Raw genomic sequence first — 14,807 nt, forward strand, 5'->3', positions numbered from 1 at the left:
TTGCCTCGGCCCCACCTGCCGTGCTTGTGACCCGCGTGACGGGTGCAGGCGATACTTTCATGGCCGCCCATCTGGTGGCTGAACGGCGCGGCAGTGCGCGTGAGAAGGCGCTGGAACACGCGCTGATCGCCGCTGCCCGCTATGTTTCCGGAGAACTTGCCACATGACCCTGCCCCTGATCTTTGCCCCTGACGTGCGTGCCGCACTGGATGCCCGCCAGCCTGTTGTGGCGCTGGAATCCACGATCATCACCCATGGGATGCCATATCCGCAAAACCTGCAAACCGCGCAGGCGGTTGAGGCCGAGGTGCGCGCCGCCGGGGCCACGCCCGCGACCATCGCGCTGCTCGATGGCGCCATTCATATCGGGCTGGAGGCGGACATTCTGGAACGCCTCGCGCAGACCAGCGACGCGATGAAGGTCAGCCGCGCCGATCTGGCTGTGTGTCTCGCCAAGCGCGCCACGGGCGCCACGACGGTCGCTGCAACGATGATCTGCGCCCATCTGGCGGGGATTTCGGTCTTTGCTACGGGCGGGATTGGCGGCGTGCATCGCGGCGCGGAAGACAGCTTTGACATCTCCGCCGATCTGCTGGAACTGGGCGCAACGCCGGTGAGCGTGGTCGCCGCAGGGGCCAAGGCCATTCTGGATATCCCGAAAACGCTGGAAGTTCTTGAAACCCATGGCGTTCCCGTCATCGCCTATGGCCAAGACGATTTCCCCGCCTTTTGGTCGCGCAGCTCGGGCCTGTCAGCCCCCTTGCGCGCCGATAGTGCCGCTGAAATCGCCGCCGCGCATTTGATGCGCGCGCGCCTTGGCCTGCCCGGCGGGCAACTGATCGCCAACCCGATCCCGCCCGAGGCAGAGATCGCGCGCGAAGAGATCGTGCCGGTGATCGAGGCCGCGCTGCGTGAGGCCAGCGCGCAAGGCATCGCGGCGAAATCCGTCACGCCCTTCCTGCTGTCGCGGATCTTTGAGCTGACCGAGGGACGCTCGCTGGACGCCAATATCGCCCTTGTTTTGAACAATGCCCGGCTGGGCGCGCAAATCGCGCGCGAAATCGCGCAATCTAAAGCGGGCTGAGGCGCGCGCCCATTGCTCTGCCCCAGTCGCGCGCATAGATAGCGTGAGACAATTTGGCGCGAGAGGCCGCTTATGAGCAAACCCGAAGAGACCCATCCCCCGCGCCGTCGGTCGCGGTTTGCAGCGCTGCGCGGGTCGTTTTTCACGGGGCTGATCGTGGTCGCGCCGATTGGCCTCACGATCTGGCTGATGTGGACGATGGCGGGCTGGGTCGATGGCTGGGTGCTGCCGCTCGTGCCCCAAGAAATGCGCCCCGAGCATTACATCGGCGTCAATGTGCGCGGCATCGGCGTGCTGATCTTTTTGATTTTTACGGTGATCGTGGGCTGGCTCGCCAAGGGCTTTTTCGGGCGCACCTTCCTGCGCATCGGGGAAAGCGTGGTGGACCGCCTGCCCTTTGTGCGCACGGTTTATAGCGGGCTGAAACAGATCGCGGAAACGGTGCTGAGCCAATCGGAGGCGAAATTCGACCGCGCCTGCGTGATCGAATATCCGCGCCCGGGCATCAAGGCGATTGCCTTTGTGTCTTCCACCGCCAAGGGCGAGATTGCGGCGCTCGGGGCGCCCGATGACCCTCTGGTCTCGGTGTTTTTGCCGACCACGCCGAACCCGACCTCGGGGTTTCTGCTGTTGCTGCCACAATCGGAACTGACCTATCTCGATATGTCGATCGAGGACGCGGCCAAGCTGATCATCTCGGCCGGTCTGGTCTATCCCCAGCCCAAAGAGGCCAAGAAACCCAAGGACAAATCCTAGTCGAACAAGGCCCGAAGATCGGTCGAGGCCGTCACGCCAATCTTGTCGGCATGCGCGTCAAGCCAACTCTCTGCCGCCGCTTGGCCTGCCGCTTTGAGACGCTTGAGCTGGCCCCATTCGGGGATGATCTTGGAGACGGCGGACAGCTCGGTCATGATCGAGTCATCGCCAATCATATGGATCAGAACGTCTTTCATCGCGTCCGCGGGCATCCGCTCCTCGGCCAGCAGGCGCCGCACGAAATCAACCGCGCGCAATTCGCGCAGGAGCGAGCTGTTAAAGCTGATCTCGTTGATGCGCTCTTCGATCTGTGCGGGCGTTTTGGGCACGCCGTCGCGCACCATCGGATTGACATTCACCACCACAATATCGCGCGGATAATCGAGCGAAAATAGCGGGAAAAGCGGCGGATTGCCGGTGAAACCGCCATCCCAATAGGCCTCGCGCTTGCCGGTCTTGGGGTCGTCGATTTCCACCGCGCGAAACACCTCGGGCAGGCAGGCCGAGGCAAGGATCGAATCTACAGTGATGTCATCGCCCTCAAACACGCGCACCTTGCCCGTGCGCACATTGGTGGCCGCCACATAAAGCGCAGGTCCGGCGTTCGCACAGACATGCTTGTATTCGAATTTCTCGACCACAGAGCGCAGCGGATTGACGTAGAACGGCCCGGTATCATAGGGCGAAAACACCCGTGAGACATTGTCGAGGAATGCTGCTGGCGTGAAAGCTTCGAACCAGCGCGACAGCGCATGCGTCCCGGGCAATTGCGCCGGGAAATAACGCTTTATGCGCAAATCGGCAGTCTCGGAAACCTGCCCCCAAAGCTCGTCCAGCGCGGCGCGCGCGCCTGCCCGCCCGTTGCGCACCAGCCCCGCCTTTAACGCCGCCCCGTTCAACGCCCCCGCAGAGGTGCCCGAAATGGCGCGAAATTCCAGCCAGTCCTCGTCCAGAAGACGGTCCAGCACGCCCCAGGTGAACGCGCCATGCGCACCACCGCCCTGCAGTGCGAGGTTGACGGATTTGCTTTTCATCTGAGGCAACTCCCAAGTTGGCGGACATGGCAGGCAAGGGGCGCGCGGCCCCCTGCCCGTTTCGTCTTACAGCGCGGTCCAGCCACCATCGACCGAGATCGTGGTGCCCGTGATCTGCGCCGCCGCATCGGAACACAGAAACACCGCCGTGCCGCCCACCTGCTCGGTCGTGGCGAACTGCTTGGAGGGCTGGCGCGCAAGGATCACCTGCTCGATCACCTGCTCCTCGGTCATGTTGTATTCCTTGGCCGTGTCGGGAATTTGCGCCTCGACCAGCGGAGTTTTCACATAGCCCGGACAGATCGCATTCGCGGTGATGTCTTCCTTGGCCGTTTCCAGCGCGGTGACCTTGGTAAAGCCCACAACGCCGTGCTTGGCCGACACATAGGCCGATTTATAGGGCGAAGCCGTCAGGCCATGCGCCGAGGCGATATTCACCACGCGTCCCCAACCCGCCTTGCGCATCATCGGCAGCGCAACAGCGGTGGTGTGGAACGCCGAGGTCAACATGATCGCAATGATGCGATCCCATGTTTCGACGGGGAACTCCTCAATCGGGGCGACGTGCTGAATGCCGGCGTTGTTGACCAGAATATCGCAGCGACCCGCCTGCTCGATCAAGGCGCGGGCCTGCTCGCCACTCGACAGATCGGCCTGAATGTAGCGCGCTTTAACGCCAAACTCTGCACCCAGATCGGCGGCGAGTTTGTGATCTTCTTCGCGATCGGTGAACGAATTGAGCACGACATCGGCCCCCGCACGCGCCAGTTCGCGCGCAACCCCAAGACCGATTCCCGAATTCGAGCCGGTGATGACAGCGGTTTTTCCCTGAAGCGACATATTCCCTCCTACGTGGTGATTCTCGATTTCGTCGTGATCATGGCGCGCTGCACGTGCGAACACCATGCCGCAGGCGCAAATTGCCGTGAGCCTTAGCGGGATGCCATTGCGCATTTTTAGGGAATGATAAAAAAAACGCCCGCACAAGGCGGGCGTCAAGTCATGAGGCAGGTTTCATACAGGCAAGAAACCTATCGAGCAGTGAGTCTCTTATAAGCAATGCCGCGCCGCTCTCCAAGGGAAAAGTTTGCGCCCTTTCAATCGCCTCGCTAGCTTGGCGGCATAAAATACGGGCAGAAGAGGGATTGTTGCGATGGCGAGATCGGTGTTTTTCCGCGCTTTAAGCGTGCTGGCCTTGGGGTTCAGCCCAATATTTGCGCAAAACGCATCCGCTGAGTCGCAAGATGCGATTGCGATGTATGGCGCCCCTGCCCTTGCGCCGGGATTTGACCATTTACCCTACGCCAACCCCGATGCGCCCAAAGGTGGCGAGTACCGATTCGGGGTCGCGGGCAGTTTTGATTCGCTCAACCCCTGGATTTTGAACGGTCGCCCCGCGCAGGGAATCGCAAACTATGTCGCCGAATCGCTGATGGGGCGCTCGATGGACGAGCCCTTCACGCTTTACGGGGTTCTGGCGCAGTCGATCAAAACCGATGAGGCGCGTTCGTGGGTCGAATTCACCCTGCGCCCCGAGGCGAAATTTTCCGACGGCAATCCGGTCACCATCGCGGATGTGATGTGGAGCTACGAGACGCTCGGGACGCAAGGCCATCCGCGCTATCAAAACGCGTGGTTCAAGATTGCCAAGATGGAGCAAACCGGCCCGCGCTCGGTCAAGTTTACGTTCAAGCAGCCCGATCGCGAATTGGCGCTGCTGATGGGGATGCGTCCGGTGCTGGAGAAAGCGCAATGGGAGGGGCGTGATTTCGCCAACACCACCAATCTCGCGCCGATTGGGTCCGGCCCCTATGTGATCGAAAAGGTCGATCAGGGGAAATACATCACGCTCAAGCGCAATCCCGATTATTGGGGCCGCAATCTGGGGTTCAACAAGGGGCGCAACAATTTCGACACGCTGCGCTATGACTATTTCGGCGACGGCGGGGTGGTATTCGAAGCCTTCAAGGGCGGCGCGACCGACAGCTACACCGAAGACAGCGCCGCTGACTGGGCGCGCAACTATGATTTCCCGGCGGTGACATCGGGTGACGTGGTGAAATCGGAAATCCCCAACGGCCGCCCCTCGGGGATCAAGGGCTTGGTGATGAATACGCGCAACCCGATTTTCGCCGATTGGCGCGTGCGTCAGGCGCTCATTGATGCGTTCAATTTCGAGTTCATCAACAAGACGATCAACGGCGGGGCCGAGCCGCGCATTACCTCCTATTTCTCAAACTCCGAACTGGGGATGAGCCACGATGCGGCCAGCGGCAAGGTTCTCGACCTGCTCACGCCGTTCAAAGCCGATCTGCCTCCCGGCGTGATCGAGGGCTACTCCCTGCCCCAAAGCAATGGCAGCACGCGCAACCGCAAGAACATGCGCGCGGCGGCCAAGCTGCTCAATGAGGCGGGCTGGAAGGTCGATGACAGCGGCGTGTTGCGCAAGGACGGCCAGCCCTTTACCTTTGAAATTGTGCTGCAACAGGGCGCGGCGCAGCAACAAAGCATCGTCGATATCTATACCCAATCGCTCAAACGGCTGGGGATCGACGCCAAGGTTACGGTGATTGATGACGCGCAATATACCCAGCGCACCAACGCCTATGACTTTGATATGGCATGGTATTGGCGCGCGCTGTCGCTGTCGCCGGGCAATGAGCAGATGCTCTATTGGGGCCATCAAGGCGTCACCGAACAAGGCACGCGCAACTGGATGGGGATGAATTCCCCCGCCGCCGAGGCGATGATCGACACCATGCTCAACGCGCGCAGCCACGAGGATTTCGTCGCCGCCACCCGCGCGCTGGATCGTATCTTGACGGCGGGGCGCTATGTCATCCCGATCTGGTATGCCCCCAAAGATCGCATTGCCCATATCAAGGCCCTTCACTACCCCGATAAAACGCCGTTATACGGGGCGTGGCCGGGCTTTGCGCCCGATGTCTGGTGGTATGACGATAAGTCGTGAGAACAGGAGCAGGACGATGAAAAAGCTGATCCTTCTGGCCGCGCTGGCAGCGGCATTGGCAGGGTGCAACACGGTCGCGGGCGTTGGAGATGACATTTCCGGCGGCGCACGTCAGGTGCAGGGCTGGATGTAGTCGCGCGGGGCCTGACATTGCCGTGACGGAACCCCTTCACCACGAGATTCCTTTTGCCTTGAAACTCCGGTCGCGCGATCCTTTTTGATAAAGGAGGCGCGTCGGGCGCTGCGCGAATACGAGGAGAGCAGACTATGAAATGGCATCACATTGAGGAAAACTGGGCGGCCTTCTATGAGGCGATCATCGATCGCTGGCCCGAGGCGGAAGAATCCGAGCTTGATGAGATCGATGGCGACCAACGCGCGTTCCTGCGCTACATTGCCAAGCTGACCGAGCAAGAACCCGTTGAAGCCCGCGAAGAGGTGCTGGAATGGCTGCGCGGCGAATTGCCCTCGGATGTGGTGATGGACCCGGCTCATGACAGCCACTCGATTTCGCTCTCGGGAAAATACATCCCCGAAGGCGAAGATGAATCCGATGATGACAAGCGTTTTGGCGACGATTGAGCGCGGCGCGGCACCATTCCCGTCGCCGCAGGGCTATAGCAGACGGCGGAAAGACGGGCCTAGCTTGACCGCTATTTGCTGAGGTGTTCTAACCATACTGGCATCAGTGGAGTGTCAGTATGAGTGGTTATATTTCAAGGGTTTGTATTGCTATGGCGGCGGTAACGCTGTCAACGTCGCTCGCCAGTGCCGAGATGATGAAGGTGGGCGGGCTGCGCGAGGGCGACACGCTGAATGTGCGCACCGGAGCGGGGGCGAATTTTACCGATATCGGCGATTTGCGATCGGGCGCGATTGTTAATGTGAAGGGCGTCGATAGTTCCGGCAAATGGGGCCAGATCGTTTACCGCGGTCAGGTGGCCTATGTCGCGATGCGCTACCTGCAAGACGTGATGCGTCCCGATGGCAGCGCCGCCAGCACGGGCCAGTTCTGGGTCACAGGTATCAAGGCGGGCGACCCGGATGGCGGGCTTGTCATCCGCGCCGGGGCGGGGTCGAATTTTGCCGCTCTCGGCGTGCTGTCAAATGGCGAGGCGATCCATATCATCCAGCGCTCGCCAGATGGGAAATGGGCGATGATCGCGCTGGCCACTCAGGTTGGATGGGTGAGCACAGCCTATCTGAGCGAGACCAACCCGCATGGCCCCGCGCAGCCGCAACCGAAGCCCGCGCAGAGCGCACAGACGGGACCCGATGGAATGCCAGTGCCTGCCGTCTATTCGGTGACGCATGTCACGGCGGATGACCATCTTTGGGTGCGTGCCGAGCCGAATGCGAATAGCACGCCCGTCAATGCGCTGGCTCCGGATGCGCCGGTTTCGGTGATCGCCATGGCCTCGCCGCGATGGGCGAAAGTGACGGTCGGGCAGACCGTCGGTTACGTGAACGCGGCTTATCTGACGCGCGGCGGGGGCGTAACCACCTCCAGCGGGTTGCAGATGAATCTGATTTGCCGCGGGACCGAGCCGTTCTGGACCTTAGAGATCGGGGCGGATCGCAGCGTGATCTACTCGATGATGGGCGGGAGCGAGCAAACAAGCGCGCTCAATCAGGCATCGCCCTCGGCGATGACGGGGGGCTATCCCTATACGATTGCCGCGCAGCCTGTGTCGGGCATTATCGATCAGCGCATGTGTTCGGACGGGATGTCGGACATTGAATACCCGTGGTCCATGGTTTTGAACGCCCCCAATGAGGCCGGAAATATGATGACAATGCACGGCTGTTGCACATTGCGCTAAGGGGATACGAAAACAGGCTCGCGGGGATTGCGAGCCTGTCTGAGTTATGGACCAAAGCGCTTATTTCGCAGGTTTATAGCAACGCTTCATCAAGTCTTTCGACCCCGCGCCTTTTTCGACAAGCTTGGTAAAGGATTTCAGGTCGCAGGATTGGCGGTATTTCCCGCTGATCGAGGCTTTGGCCAGATCCTCGTAGTTTTTGAACACGCCTTTTGCCTGCAAGTCGCTCACGCGATTGAAGGTTTCTTTATCCAGATCACCGGGTTTGTGATGAATCGTCATTCCGCCCCACTCTTCATAGTCGGGGTTGAATGCGCAGCCGATCGGATCCCAGGTTGCGGCGACGCAATCGCCCCAGCTTGTGGCCGATGCCGTGGTTGCACTAAGCGCAATGCAGATGGTTGCGGTGGCCGCGAAGATGGTATGTTTCATTGTTTTCTCTCTCTCTCTCTGGGTTGGACTTCGGTAAAAATTGTCAGTTCGTGTTTTGCACGTTTGGGACTGCGGTCTTATTGGACAACCGCACCGACGGCGGTCGTCGTTTTCGGAGGTGCTTTCGCCACGCTCGGATCCGGCAGAATGATGTGTTGCTTGGCCTTGCGCTTGCGCATGTTTGCGACGTCTTTTTCAAACACATCCGCGCCAATCGTGTTGCCACTGGCGTGGCTAAGGTCTTTGATCTTGGCCTTGTCGGCGGCACGTGTCTCAAGACACATCATATCGTCGGGTGTCGTGAAACTTCCGCAAGCCCATGTGATATTCATGCAGCCAGTGCCATTCGCGTGACACAGCTGATCGGCCTGCGCCGCGCTTGCGCCCAATGCGCCAAAGGCCAGCGCAAACAGGAGGTGGGTGTGCTTCTGGGACATCTTCTCTCGCTCCTTATTTCGTCGGAAGTTTGGGCAACATCGGGCTGCCATCTTTGGGCGGGGGCGGCGTGATCATCTTGCTCGGGCGCGCGATGTCACCGCCCTTGAACTTGATCTCAAGCAGGTAGGTGGTTTTCCCGTCGGGGAATTTCACCGCAATCTCATTGGCCATTTTGCAGGGGCCACACCAGATATCGCCAAGCTCCTTCATGCCCGATTGCACGAAGCTGTCGCCCGCGCCGATGCGTTTGGCGACGGTTTTCAAAACAAAGGCCGGACGATTTGCACCTTTAAGACCGTTGAGCGTTTTGATCTCGCCACCGTTCAGTGAAAACGGTTTGATCGGCTGACTGCTGGGGTCTTTTTTGATGATAATATCGATGCCTGTAATCGGATCATTGCCGCCACGGGCCAGCGCGGGGGAAAGCCCCGCCATCATGCTCATACCAAGGGCAGCAGCGCCGATCATAAATGTGCGTCTTTTCGTCATGTGTTCATCTTTCGAATTTGGTGAGAAGGCAAGCGAGCGTCAGATTCACAGTGACGCCCGCGTCTTTCGCTAGGTCTCAATGGGCTACCGCCCAATCATTGGCCAGTTTGCCCCGAGAGACTTTCCCGGCTTTCGAAAGCGCAGGGGCCGTGACATCGCGGCTGACCGCTTTGGGAAGTTTTTTGATCGAGAGATTAGAGATCTGCTCTTTCGAGGGGACCAGCGCCTTTTCAAACTTGTCGATATCAACAGCCGCAACGCCGCCATGGCATCCAAGCTGGCCATTTTCATAAACGCCTGTCGTGCCGCCCCTGCTATGACAGTCTTTGACAAATGCGTAATACTCGCTCACCGACATTGAAAATGCGGGGGCCATAGCGCCAACGATGGTGCCAAGCGCGATGGTGCCGGTAAGTGCGATTTTGCGAAAATTCAGGGTCATGCTGTTTCCTTTCAGAGCGTTTGATTGAACCGCCTCAACTGCGGTCTCTGATTGATGACAAATCCGTTTGAGTTAAGCGATATCAGCCCCGTGCTATCCGATAACACAGGGCCAATATGTTGTTATTTAATGCAAATCCCGTTGAGCATGATCCGGCACTTTTCGGTGCCCACGGCATCCACGTCGGGTCTGGAAGGCGTGATTTTGATCGGAAGGCATTTGCCGTTGACCATCGGTAAACCATTGGTGCAGGCGCATTGCGTTTTCGAGATGTTTTTCGCGTTCTTATGATCAATGCAGGCGCAGATATCGCCGCGTTGATAGGTCGAGCGCGGGTCACATTTCAGCGCAGGTTCCGGGGCCGGCGCAGGCTTGGGGGCGGCCTTCTTGACGCATCCTTTGCCATTGACCAGCGTGAACCCTTTGGCGCACCGGCAAGACGTCGCATTTCTGCGCACCATGTTGTCATAGCGACAGGCACAGCTTTCGCCCTGTTTCACCGTGCTGCGCGCATTGCATTGCAGCGGCGGCGCAGGCATCGCAGGAAGGGGCGCATTTACGCAAGACGCCTCTCCCGTTTTTTGCAGCGGCAAGCCAAGGGCAGCAAACAGCGCGTCATCGAAGTCGCGACTGTCGGGCAGGCCAAGATCACGGCGCAACTGGGCAAGTGCGGCGTAGGTTTGCTTGCCAGGCTGGCCATCGACCGGCCCTGCCTTGAGGCCGCGATCATTCATCACCTTCTGGATCAACGCGACACGTTGCGTGCGATCGGGGGTGACGCCAACCGTGGCACAGTTCTGCATCGTGCCGCCTTTGCGCAATCCGTGCAGCTTCATGCGCAGATCGACATAGCTGGATGCGCCGGGGGCAAGGCTGAGTGCCGCGTTGGTGCATGACACCGCATTGCCGACCGCCGCACCACAAGACCACCCCGAACCAGACACCGCCTGCGCCGAAGCAATCCCCGGAGCGCCCGCCGTATCGCTCATTACAAGAGGCCCGAGATAGGGGGCCGTGCCGGTGTTGGTCACGCTCAGACGGAACCCGCAGTCATAGGTTTGACTGTTACGATTGGCGACGCAGGTGCTCGTTTGCTCTTTGGTGATCGCAAAAGAGGCGATTGGCTGCGGGACGATCGGCGCCGCGATATCCTGACTTGCGTTGCTAGCACTTAGGGGGCGCTCCTCTTTGGGGCAGTATGTCGCCGCGATTTGCGCAAACACCGTCGGGGCATCTTGGGCATTCGGGATCATGATCACGTCATTGACCAATGGGTTGACCGAGCCCCCCGCCGAATAGGTCGTGATGTTATTGCCCACCGCAGCCATCAGATGCGCAGGATTGACGTCTGTCCCGATGCCGATCCCGATGACGCGGCTTCCCTGTGCACGCCGCGCCGCAATTCTCGGCACGGCGGCACTTACCGCGTCAGCAACGGGCACCTGCTGGTAAGTAGAGGTATTGGGTACGAGGCTGTAAGTCGGATTTCCGGCCGTAATGAAAATTACCAACGGTGCGGGCGAGCTAAACGGGGTATTTGTAAATGACATGTCCCAACTTGATGGCCCGCCCGCGTGAATTTGCGGCAAGGTTCCCGAGACAATCGACTGGTAGTGAGTGTCAATATCTCTGGCCCCGGAGATCATTCCACCGCCCCCCCAGCGCGCCCTGATCGCGGCGGTGGAGCCGTTGCCACGCAACCCGTCCAAAGCCTGAATGATCGCGGTTTTGGTAATGTCGAGCCGGTTTCCATGGCTGGCGTCCATCCACTTGGATGCATCGACGACAAACAAGGTATCAAGGCTACAACTGGGGCTATCGCCTGCCAGCGGTGTGCTTGGCGTGACGGGATCGACAGGAACGACAACACTTGCCCCTGCGCCCAGCGTAGCGGTGCCAGTTATTGGCCCACTCGGCCCAACCGGTTCACCCGGCAGGTCCGGAACACCACTGACGCTCCCGGTTGATCCCGGCGTTGCCATGACATTCAGCGCAATCGTCACGCAGGCTTTGCCAGTGCCCGTAGCGGGCGCGTGCAGGCCCAGAGCGGGGCTGTCGGCAAAGGCACAGTTCTGGGCAGGATCGTTGCGCAAGCGCCCTGAGCCAACCAAAGTGGCGGTATATGGCAAGGTGATTGAACCACCGTTGCCCGTGATCTGATCGGTGCTCACATCACAAGCTGAACCGGTGCCACCTGCGACAGTAAAGATGCCACAGTTTGACCCCGTGAACGGATTGGGGTCGAACGCCCCGGACGCGATTGTGGTCTGGCCTGTTCCGGTGAGTTCGTCGGTGATGCGGATCGACTGACCGGCGGGCAGATTGGTGCCGCTGATCGTGACCTCGCATTGCGCGCTCCATTGATTGTTGGCACCGCGCACCGCGGGTTCGCAGGTCTTGGTCAGGTCAATCAAGGGATCAGCGGGCGCGGCGATTTCAAAGCAATCACTGGCGACGACGGGCGCCTGCCCGAGTTCGCCACCAAAGCTGAGAGAGACGCAGTTTTCCGCCCCGAAAAGATCCATGTTCGGCCCCATCATCAGATCGACGGTCAGGGTCGAGCTGCCCGAGTTCGGGAACTGGCTGCCCTGAATGCTACAGACCGGTTCATTGCCCTGAGCGGGGGCGGTGTAGGGCGGGCTGGTGCAATCCCACGGATCGCTTGATGTGATATTCTGGATCGAGGTCGCGCCGGGGTTTTGCCCGAAATGCAGATCCTCTGATAGCCAGAGCGGCCCCGTAAACGGCACGCCATTGGTGCTGACGTTGAGGGTGCATTGATAGGGTTGGAACCAGACACTGGAGCCAAAGGTCTGACGCTCCCCTGCGGCCTTGCAGGATTTTTTAACGTCGAATTCGGTCACGGCGGCGGGCTCGTCCAGATCGACACAATCGGCGGATCCAACGACCTGATCGCCGATGCGCACCTGGGCGCAGTTCTGGAAGTCCTCTTTGCCCAGATCGGCCAGAGGAATGGACATGTAGGCGTTGATGCGATGGTTCGTACTGGCGTTGAAATCGGCTGCCGAAATCGTGCAGCTCGCGCTATTTGTCAGGGGCGGTTGCTGACAATCCCAGCCATTAGGCATTGCGGGAGTGCCTTGCAAATTCAGGATATATGGCGCGGCAGAATTGCCCGAGGTGGTCGAGAACAGCTCGTCAAAGACCAGCGGATCGGTTATCGGCGCGCCGCTGCTTTGCTGGATGTAGATCGTGCAGGCGTAATAGGCATTGCCATCCTGAACGCCGCCCAGCCGGCAGCCCTTTTTCAGGGTGAAAACGGGCGGGTCTGTCGGCTTTCCATCCCAATGCGTTTCCACGCAATTGCCTTTGATGTCGCGGGGTTTGCCCCCGTCGGGTTTATACGCACCCGAAACGCAATTGCGCCAGTCGACCGCGTTGCCCTCGTCTGCGGCAAACAGCTCGAAGTTGATCGTTTCAAGGCCCGAGGCTGAAAATGCCACGCCGGACACTCCGCATTCGGTCTGTTGCTGCGGGAAGTTGCCCGAGCAGGCCCAGTTGGGATTGCCTGCGCTATAGCCGATGATATTGGCGTCAGTCGTGCCAGAGACCGCGGTTGCGTCCTCGACAAAGCTGAAGCTGCCGGCAAAGGGGGCTGGGACGGCCTGAACCGCGACCTCACATGACCAACGCTTGCCGGAAACGCCGTTCTCGACAGCCGCCACCGGCGCATCACAGCGTTTCTTGAGACTGATCTTCTTGGGGTCTTCCAGCTTGATCTCGGGCTTGATCGTGCGCCCGGTGCACATCGGAACCGACGCAAAGGTGCCAGCGGCGGTATCGGCGTGTCCTTTGATGCAGTTTTTCCATTCAATGGGCTGGTTGGGATCGCTCAAAGCCGTGAACAGCTGATAGGTTACGACTTGCGGCGCGCCCATCGTCGCCCCGTCAAAGACGCAGGTCAGATGATCGCTTTGCAGTCCGGTGCAATTTGCAGGCTCTGATGTGGACAGGAACTGCGCGGTGCCAATCGAAATAGTGGAGGCGTCATCTTCCAGCGTGAACGTGCCGGCAAAGGGCGTAGGGGTGACGGTGATCTCGGCACGACAATCCCATGTGTAGCCCAAAACGCCGTTCACAGTTGCCTGTTGCGGCCGCTCGCAGGATTTCTTGGCAATAACGTCCTCGATCTTGGGCGGCAGAGTCTCCGTGGGCAGATCAAGAACAACGCAAATGTCTGGAAATCTGCCAGCGGCATTTCTTTGCGGGCTGCGCATCGCAGGTTCGCTGCTGCGCTGGCCCGTTGCTGCGCCAAATGAGCCCGCCAAAATGTCGGTCATCGGACAATTGACTACCTCACCGCTGGCCTGATCGGTTGTGAAAGCAAAGCTGACATTGATCGTCGAGGCGCCCCCTGCGGCCAGCATGTCGGCGGCGGAAAGTTCGCACCAGCCAGCCGATCCAGAGGCTGACTCGAAACAAGACCAAGGCTCGCTTGAGGTCACGTTCATCATCGTTCCCGCGACCGTCACGGTCGCAGGCGGCATCGCACCAAAGAAATCCCCTGCGAAAATGATGCTGTCCGTTGCAAGATTGGTGCCCGTCACGTCAAGCTGGCAGTTCATCGTCATCGGACCAGAGGAGACAGCGACGATGGGATCACAGGTCTTGGTGATGGAATTGCGCGGGATCCATTGTGCCGAAACGCAGTTGCCCGCGACGGGCGCAGCCGTGCCGGAGCCATCGTCGTCATAGCTGCCCTCGACGCAGTTCTGCATCGGGTAGCTATCTTGCAATTCGCTTGCGGTGACAAAGACGGAATAGGACAGCGTCTCGGTGCCGCTTGCGTCGAAATCCGTGCCCGCAATGGTGCATGTGGCACCGGATGCGCAGACGAAATTGCCGGATGCGGAGCTGGAAGCTACCACCTCACCCGTGGCTGTTGTGGTGTCGGTATAGGCATCCGTGATGCTCAGTGTGCCCGCGAAAGGGGCCTCTGGCACCGATACATCAACCGAGCAGGTCCACAACTGACCCACGTCTCCGTTTTGTTCGGTGGAAATGGCGGGGGTGCAGGATTTGGTCAGGGAAATATCGCTTGCGTCCAAAGCTGTAACTGGGGGCGTCCAATCCGGCGCGCATTGTTCCGCGGGCACATATTCGGCATACATGTTATCCATCGCGACGCCTGGAACGGATATGGCGCTGAAGAAATAGGTTTTGTTCGCCTCAACAGTCATCCAAATGGCCTCTGCGTGCCATCTGCCGTCTGCTGTCACCCGTATTTGGTCCCAGTTCAGTGCGGGACCGTAGGCGCTCGAGTAGTTCGGTATGCTGGACTGCAACGTTTCCAAATCGCTAACCGTAAACTCCTGGA

Annotated in this window: 13 protein-coding genes and 1 pseudogene; 7 read left to right on the forward strand and 7 right to left on the reverse strand. The window is 59.6% G+C overall.

Features of this window, described 5'->3' with window-relative positions:
- The 3 genes and pseudogenes from DT23_RS19910 to DT23_RS02845 all read left to right on the forward strand — a co-directional run.
- Nucleotides 1-167 (forward strand): annotated as a pseudogene (locus DT23_RS19910) (PfkB family carbohydrate kinase); the annotation flags it as partial.
- Nucleotides 164-1,084, forward strand: coding sequence for a pseudouridine-5'-phosphate glycosidase (locus tag DT23_RS02840; protein WP_038128069.1), 921 nt, complete (start codon nucleotides 164-166; stop codon nucleotides 1,082-1,084). The pseudogene DT23_RS19910 and the gene DT23_RS02840, both read left to right, overlap by 4 nt.
- A gap of 72 nt (nucleotides 1,085-1,156) precedes the next feature.
- Nucleotides 1,157-1,840 (forward strand): DUF502 domain-containing protein, encoded by a 684-nt coding sequence (locus DT23_RS02845; RefSeq protein WP_038128070.1) that lies wholly within the window; start codon nucleotides 1,157-1,159, stop codon nucleotides 1,838-1,840.
- On the opposite strand, the gene DT23_RS02850 is transcribed toward DT23_RS02845, so the two are convergent.
- Both DT23_RS02850 and DT23_RS02855 read right to left on the reverse strand, forming a co-directional pair.
- Nucleotides 1,837-2,874, reverse strand: a complete 1,038-nt coding sequence (locus DT23_RS02850) for a patatin-like phospholipase family protein (RefSeq protein ID WP_038128072.1) — start codon at nucleotides 2,872-2,874, stop codon at nucleotides 1,837-1,839. The genes DT23_RS02845 and DT23_RS02850 overlap by 4 nt on opposite strands.
- A 66-nt stretch (nucleotides 2,875-2,940) precedes the next feature.
- Nucleotides 2,941-3,714 carry a 3-hydroxybutyrate dehydrogenase gene (locus tag DT23_RS02855; protein WP_038128073.1) on the reverse strand — a complete coding sequence of 258 codons (774 nt, stop codon included), beginning with the start codon at nucleotides 3,712-3,714 and terminating at the stop codon, nucleotides 2,941-2,943.
- A 313-nt stretch (nucleotides 3,715-4,027) separates the two neighbouring features.
- Between DT23_RS02855 and DT23_RS02860 the strand changes: the two genes are divergently transcribed.
- From DT23_RS02860 to DT23_RS02870, 4 genes are all read left to right on the forward strand, one after another.
- Nucleotides 4,028-5,845: an extracellular solute-binding protein gene (locus tag DT23_RS02860; protein ID WP_038128075.1), complete on the forward strand. Its 1,818-nt coding sequence runs from the start codon at nucleotides 4,028-4,030 to the stop codon at nucleotides 5,843-5,845.
- Nucleotides 5,846-5,861: 16 nt separating this feature from the next.
- Nucleotides 5,862-5,978, forward strand: a complete 117-nt coding sequence (locus DT23_RS19300; RefSeq protein ID WP_156023827.1) for a lipoprotein — start codon at nucleotides 5,862-5,864, stop codon at nucleotides 5,976-5,978.
- A gap of 134 nt (nucleotides 5,979-6,112) precedes the next feature.
- Nucleotides 6,113-6,427, forward strand: coding sequence for a hypothetical protein (locus DT23_RS02865; RefSeq protein WP_038128077.1), 315 nt, complete (start codon nucleotides 6,113-6,115; stop codon nucleotides 6,425-6,427).
- A 119-nt stretch (nucleotides 6,428-6,546) separates the two neighbouring features.
- Nucleotides 6,547-7,668: an SH3 domain-containing protein gene (locus DT23_RS02870; protein WP_081846891.1), complete on the forward strand. Its 1,122-nt coding sequence runs from the start codon at nucleotides 6,547-6,549 to the stop codon at nucleotides 7,666-7,668.
- Nucleotides 7,669-7,728: 60 nt separating this feature from the next.
- Here DT23_RS02870 and DT23_RS02875 read toward each other — a convergent pair whose 3' ends face one another.
- The 5 genes from DT23_RS02875 to DT23_RS02895 all read right to left on the reverse strand — a co-directional run bounded on the left by DT23_RS02875 (nucleotide 7,729) and on the right by DT23_RS02895 (nucleotide 14,670).
- Nucleotides 7,729-8,100: a hypothetical protein gene (locus DT23_RS02875; RefSeq protein ID WP_038128080.1), complete on the reverse strand. Its 372-nt coding sequence runs from the start codon at nucleotides 8,098-8,100 to the stop codon at nucleotides 7,729-7,731.
- Nucleotides 8,101-8,177: 77 nt separating this feature from the next.
- A complete protein-coding gene (locus DT23_RS02880) occupies nucleotides 8,178-8,537 on the reverse strand; it encodes a hypothetical protein (protein ID WP_038128082.1) in 360 nt (119 codons plus the stop codon).
- 13 nt (nucleotides 8,538-8,550) lie between these two features.
- On the reverse strand, nucleotides 8,551-9,027 hold the full coding sequence (locus DT23_RS02885) for a hypothetical protein (protein WP_156023828.1): 477 nt from the start codon (nucleotides 9,025-9,027) through the stop codon (nucleotides 8,551-8,553).
- A gap of 76 nt (nucleotides 9,028-9,103) precedes the next feature.
- Nucleotides 9,104-9,469 carry a hypothetical protein gene (locus tag DT23_RS02890; RefSeq protein ID WP_038128084.1) on the reverse strand — a complete coding sequence of 122 codons (366 nt, stop codon included), beginning with the start codon at nucleotides 9,467-9,469 and terminating at the stop codon, nucleotides 9,104-9,106.
- A 122-nt stretch (nucleotides 9,470-9,591) separates the two neighbouring features.
- The gene (locus DT23_RS02895) at nucleotides 9,592-14,670 is read right to left on the reverse strand and encodes a peptidoglycan-binding domain-containing protein (protein WP_156023829.1); all 5,079 of its coding nucleotides are present in this window, start codon (nucleotides 14,668-14,670) and stop codon (nucleotides 9,592-9,594) included.
- Between the last annotated feature and the right edge of the window lie 137 nt (nucleotides 14,671-14,807).

It is taken from the genome of Thioclava indica, assembly GCF_000714545.1.
Taxonomy (GTDB): domain Bacteria; phylum Pseudomonadota; class Alphaproteobacteria; order Rhodobacterales; family Rhodobacteraceae; genus Thioclava; species Thioclava indica.

Coding starts and splice junctions, on each gene's coding strand:
- DT23_RS02895 (WP_156023829.1), bottom strand. CDS start 14,670: ATGACTGTTGAGGCGAACAAAACCTATTTCTTCAGCGCCATATCCGTT.
- DT23_RS02875 (WP_038128080.1), bottom strand. CDS start 8,100: ATGAAACATACCATCTTCGCGGCCACCGCAACCATCTGCATTGCGCTT.
- DT23_RS02885 (WP_156023828.1), bottom strand. CDS start 9,027: ATGACGAAAAGACGCACATTTATGATCGGCGCTGCTGCCCTTGGTATG.
- DT23_RS02840 (WP_038128069.1), top strand. CDS start 164: ATGACCCTGCCCCTGATCTTTGCCCCTGACGTGCGTGCCGCACTGGAT.
- DT23_RS19300 (WP_156023827.1), top strand. CDS start 5,862: ATGAAAAAGCTGATCCTTCTGGCCGCGCTGGCAGCGGCATTGGCAGGG.
- DT23_RS02845 (WP_038128070.1), top strand. CDS start 1,157: ATGAGCAAACCCGAAGAGACCCATCCCCCGCGCCGTCGGTCGCGGTTT.
- DT23_RS02865 (WP_038128077.1), top strand. CDS start 6,113: ATGAAATGGCATCACATTGAGGAAAACTGGGCGGCCTTCTATGAGGCG.
- DT23_RS02860 (WP_038128075.1), top strand. CDS start 4,028: ATGGCGAGATCGGTGTTTTTCCGCGCTTTAAGCGTGCTGGCCTTGGGG.
- DT23_RS02890 (WP_038128084.1), bottom strand. CDS start 9,469: ATGACCCTGAATTTTCGCAAAATCGCACTTACCGGCACCATCGCGCTT.
- DT23_RS02850 (WP_038128072.1), bottom strand. CDS start 2,874: ATGAAAAGCAAATCCGTCAACCTCGCACTGCAGGGCGGTGGTGCGCAT.
- DT23_RS02880 (WP_038128082.1), bottom strand. CDS start 8,537: ATGTCCCAGAAGCACACCCACCTCCTGTTTGCGCTGGCCTTTGGCGCA.
- DT23_RS02855 (WP_038128073.1), bottom strand. CDS start 3,714: ATGTCGCTTCAGGGAAAAACCGCTGTCATCACCGGCTCGAATTCGGGA.
- DT23_RS02870 (WP_081846891.1), top strand. CDS start 6,547: ATGAGTGGTTATATTTCAAGGGTTTGTATTGCTATGGCGGCGGTAACG.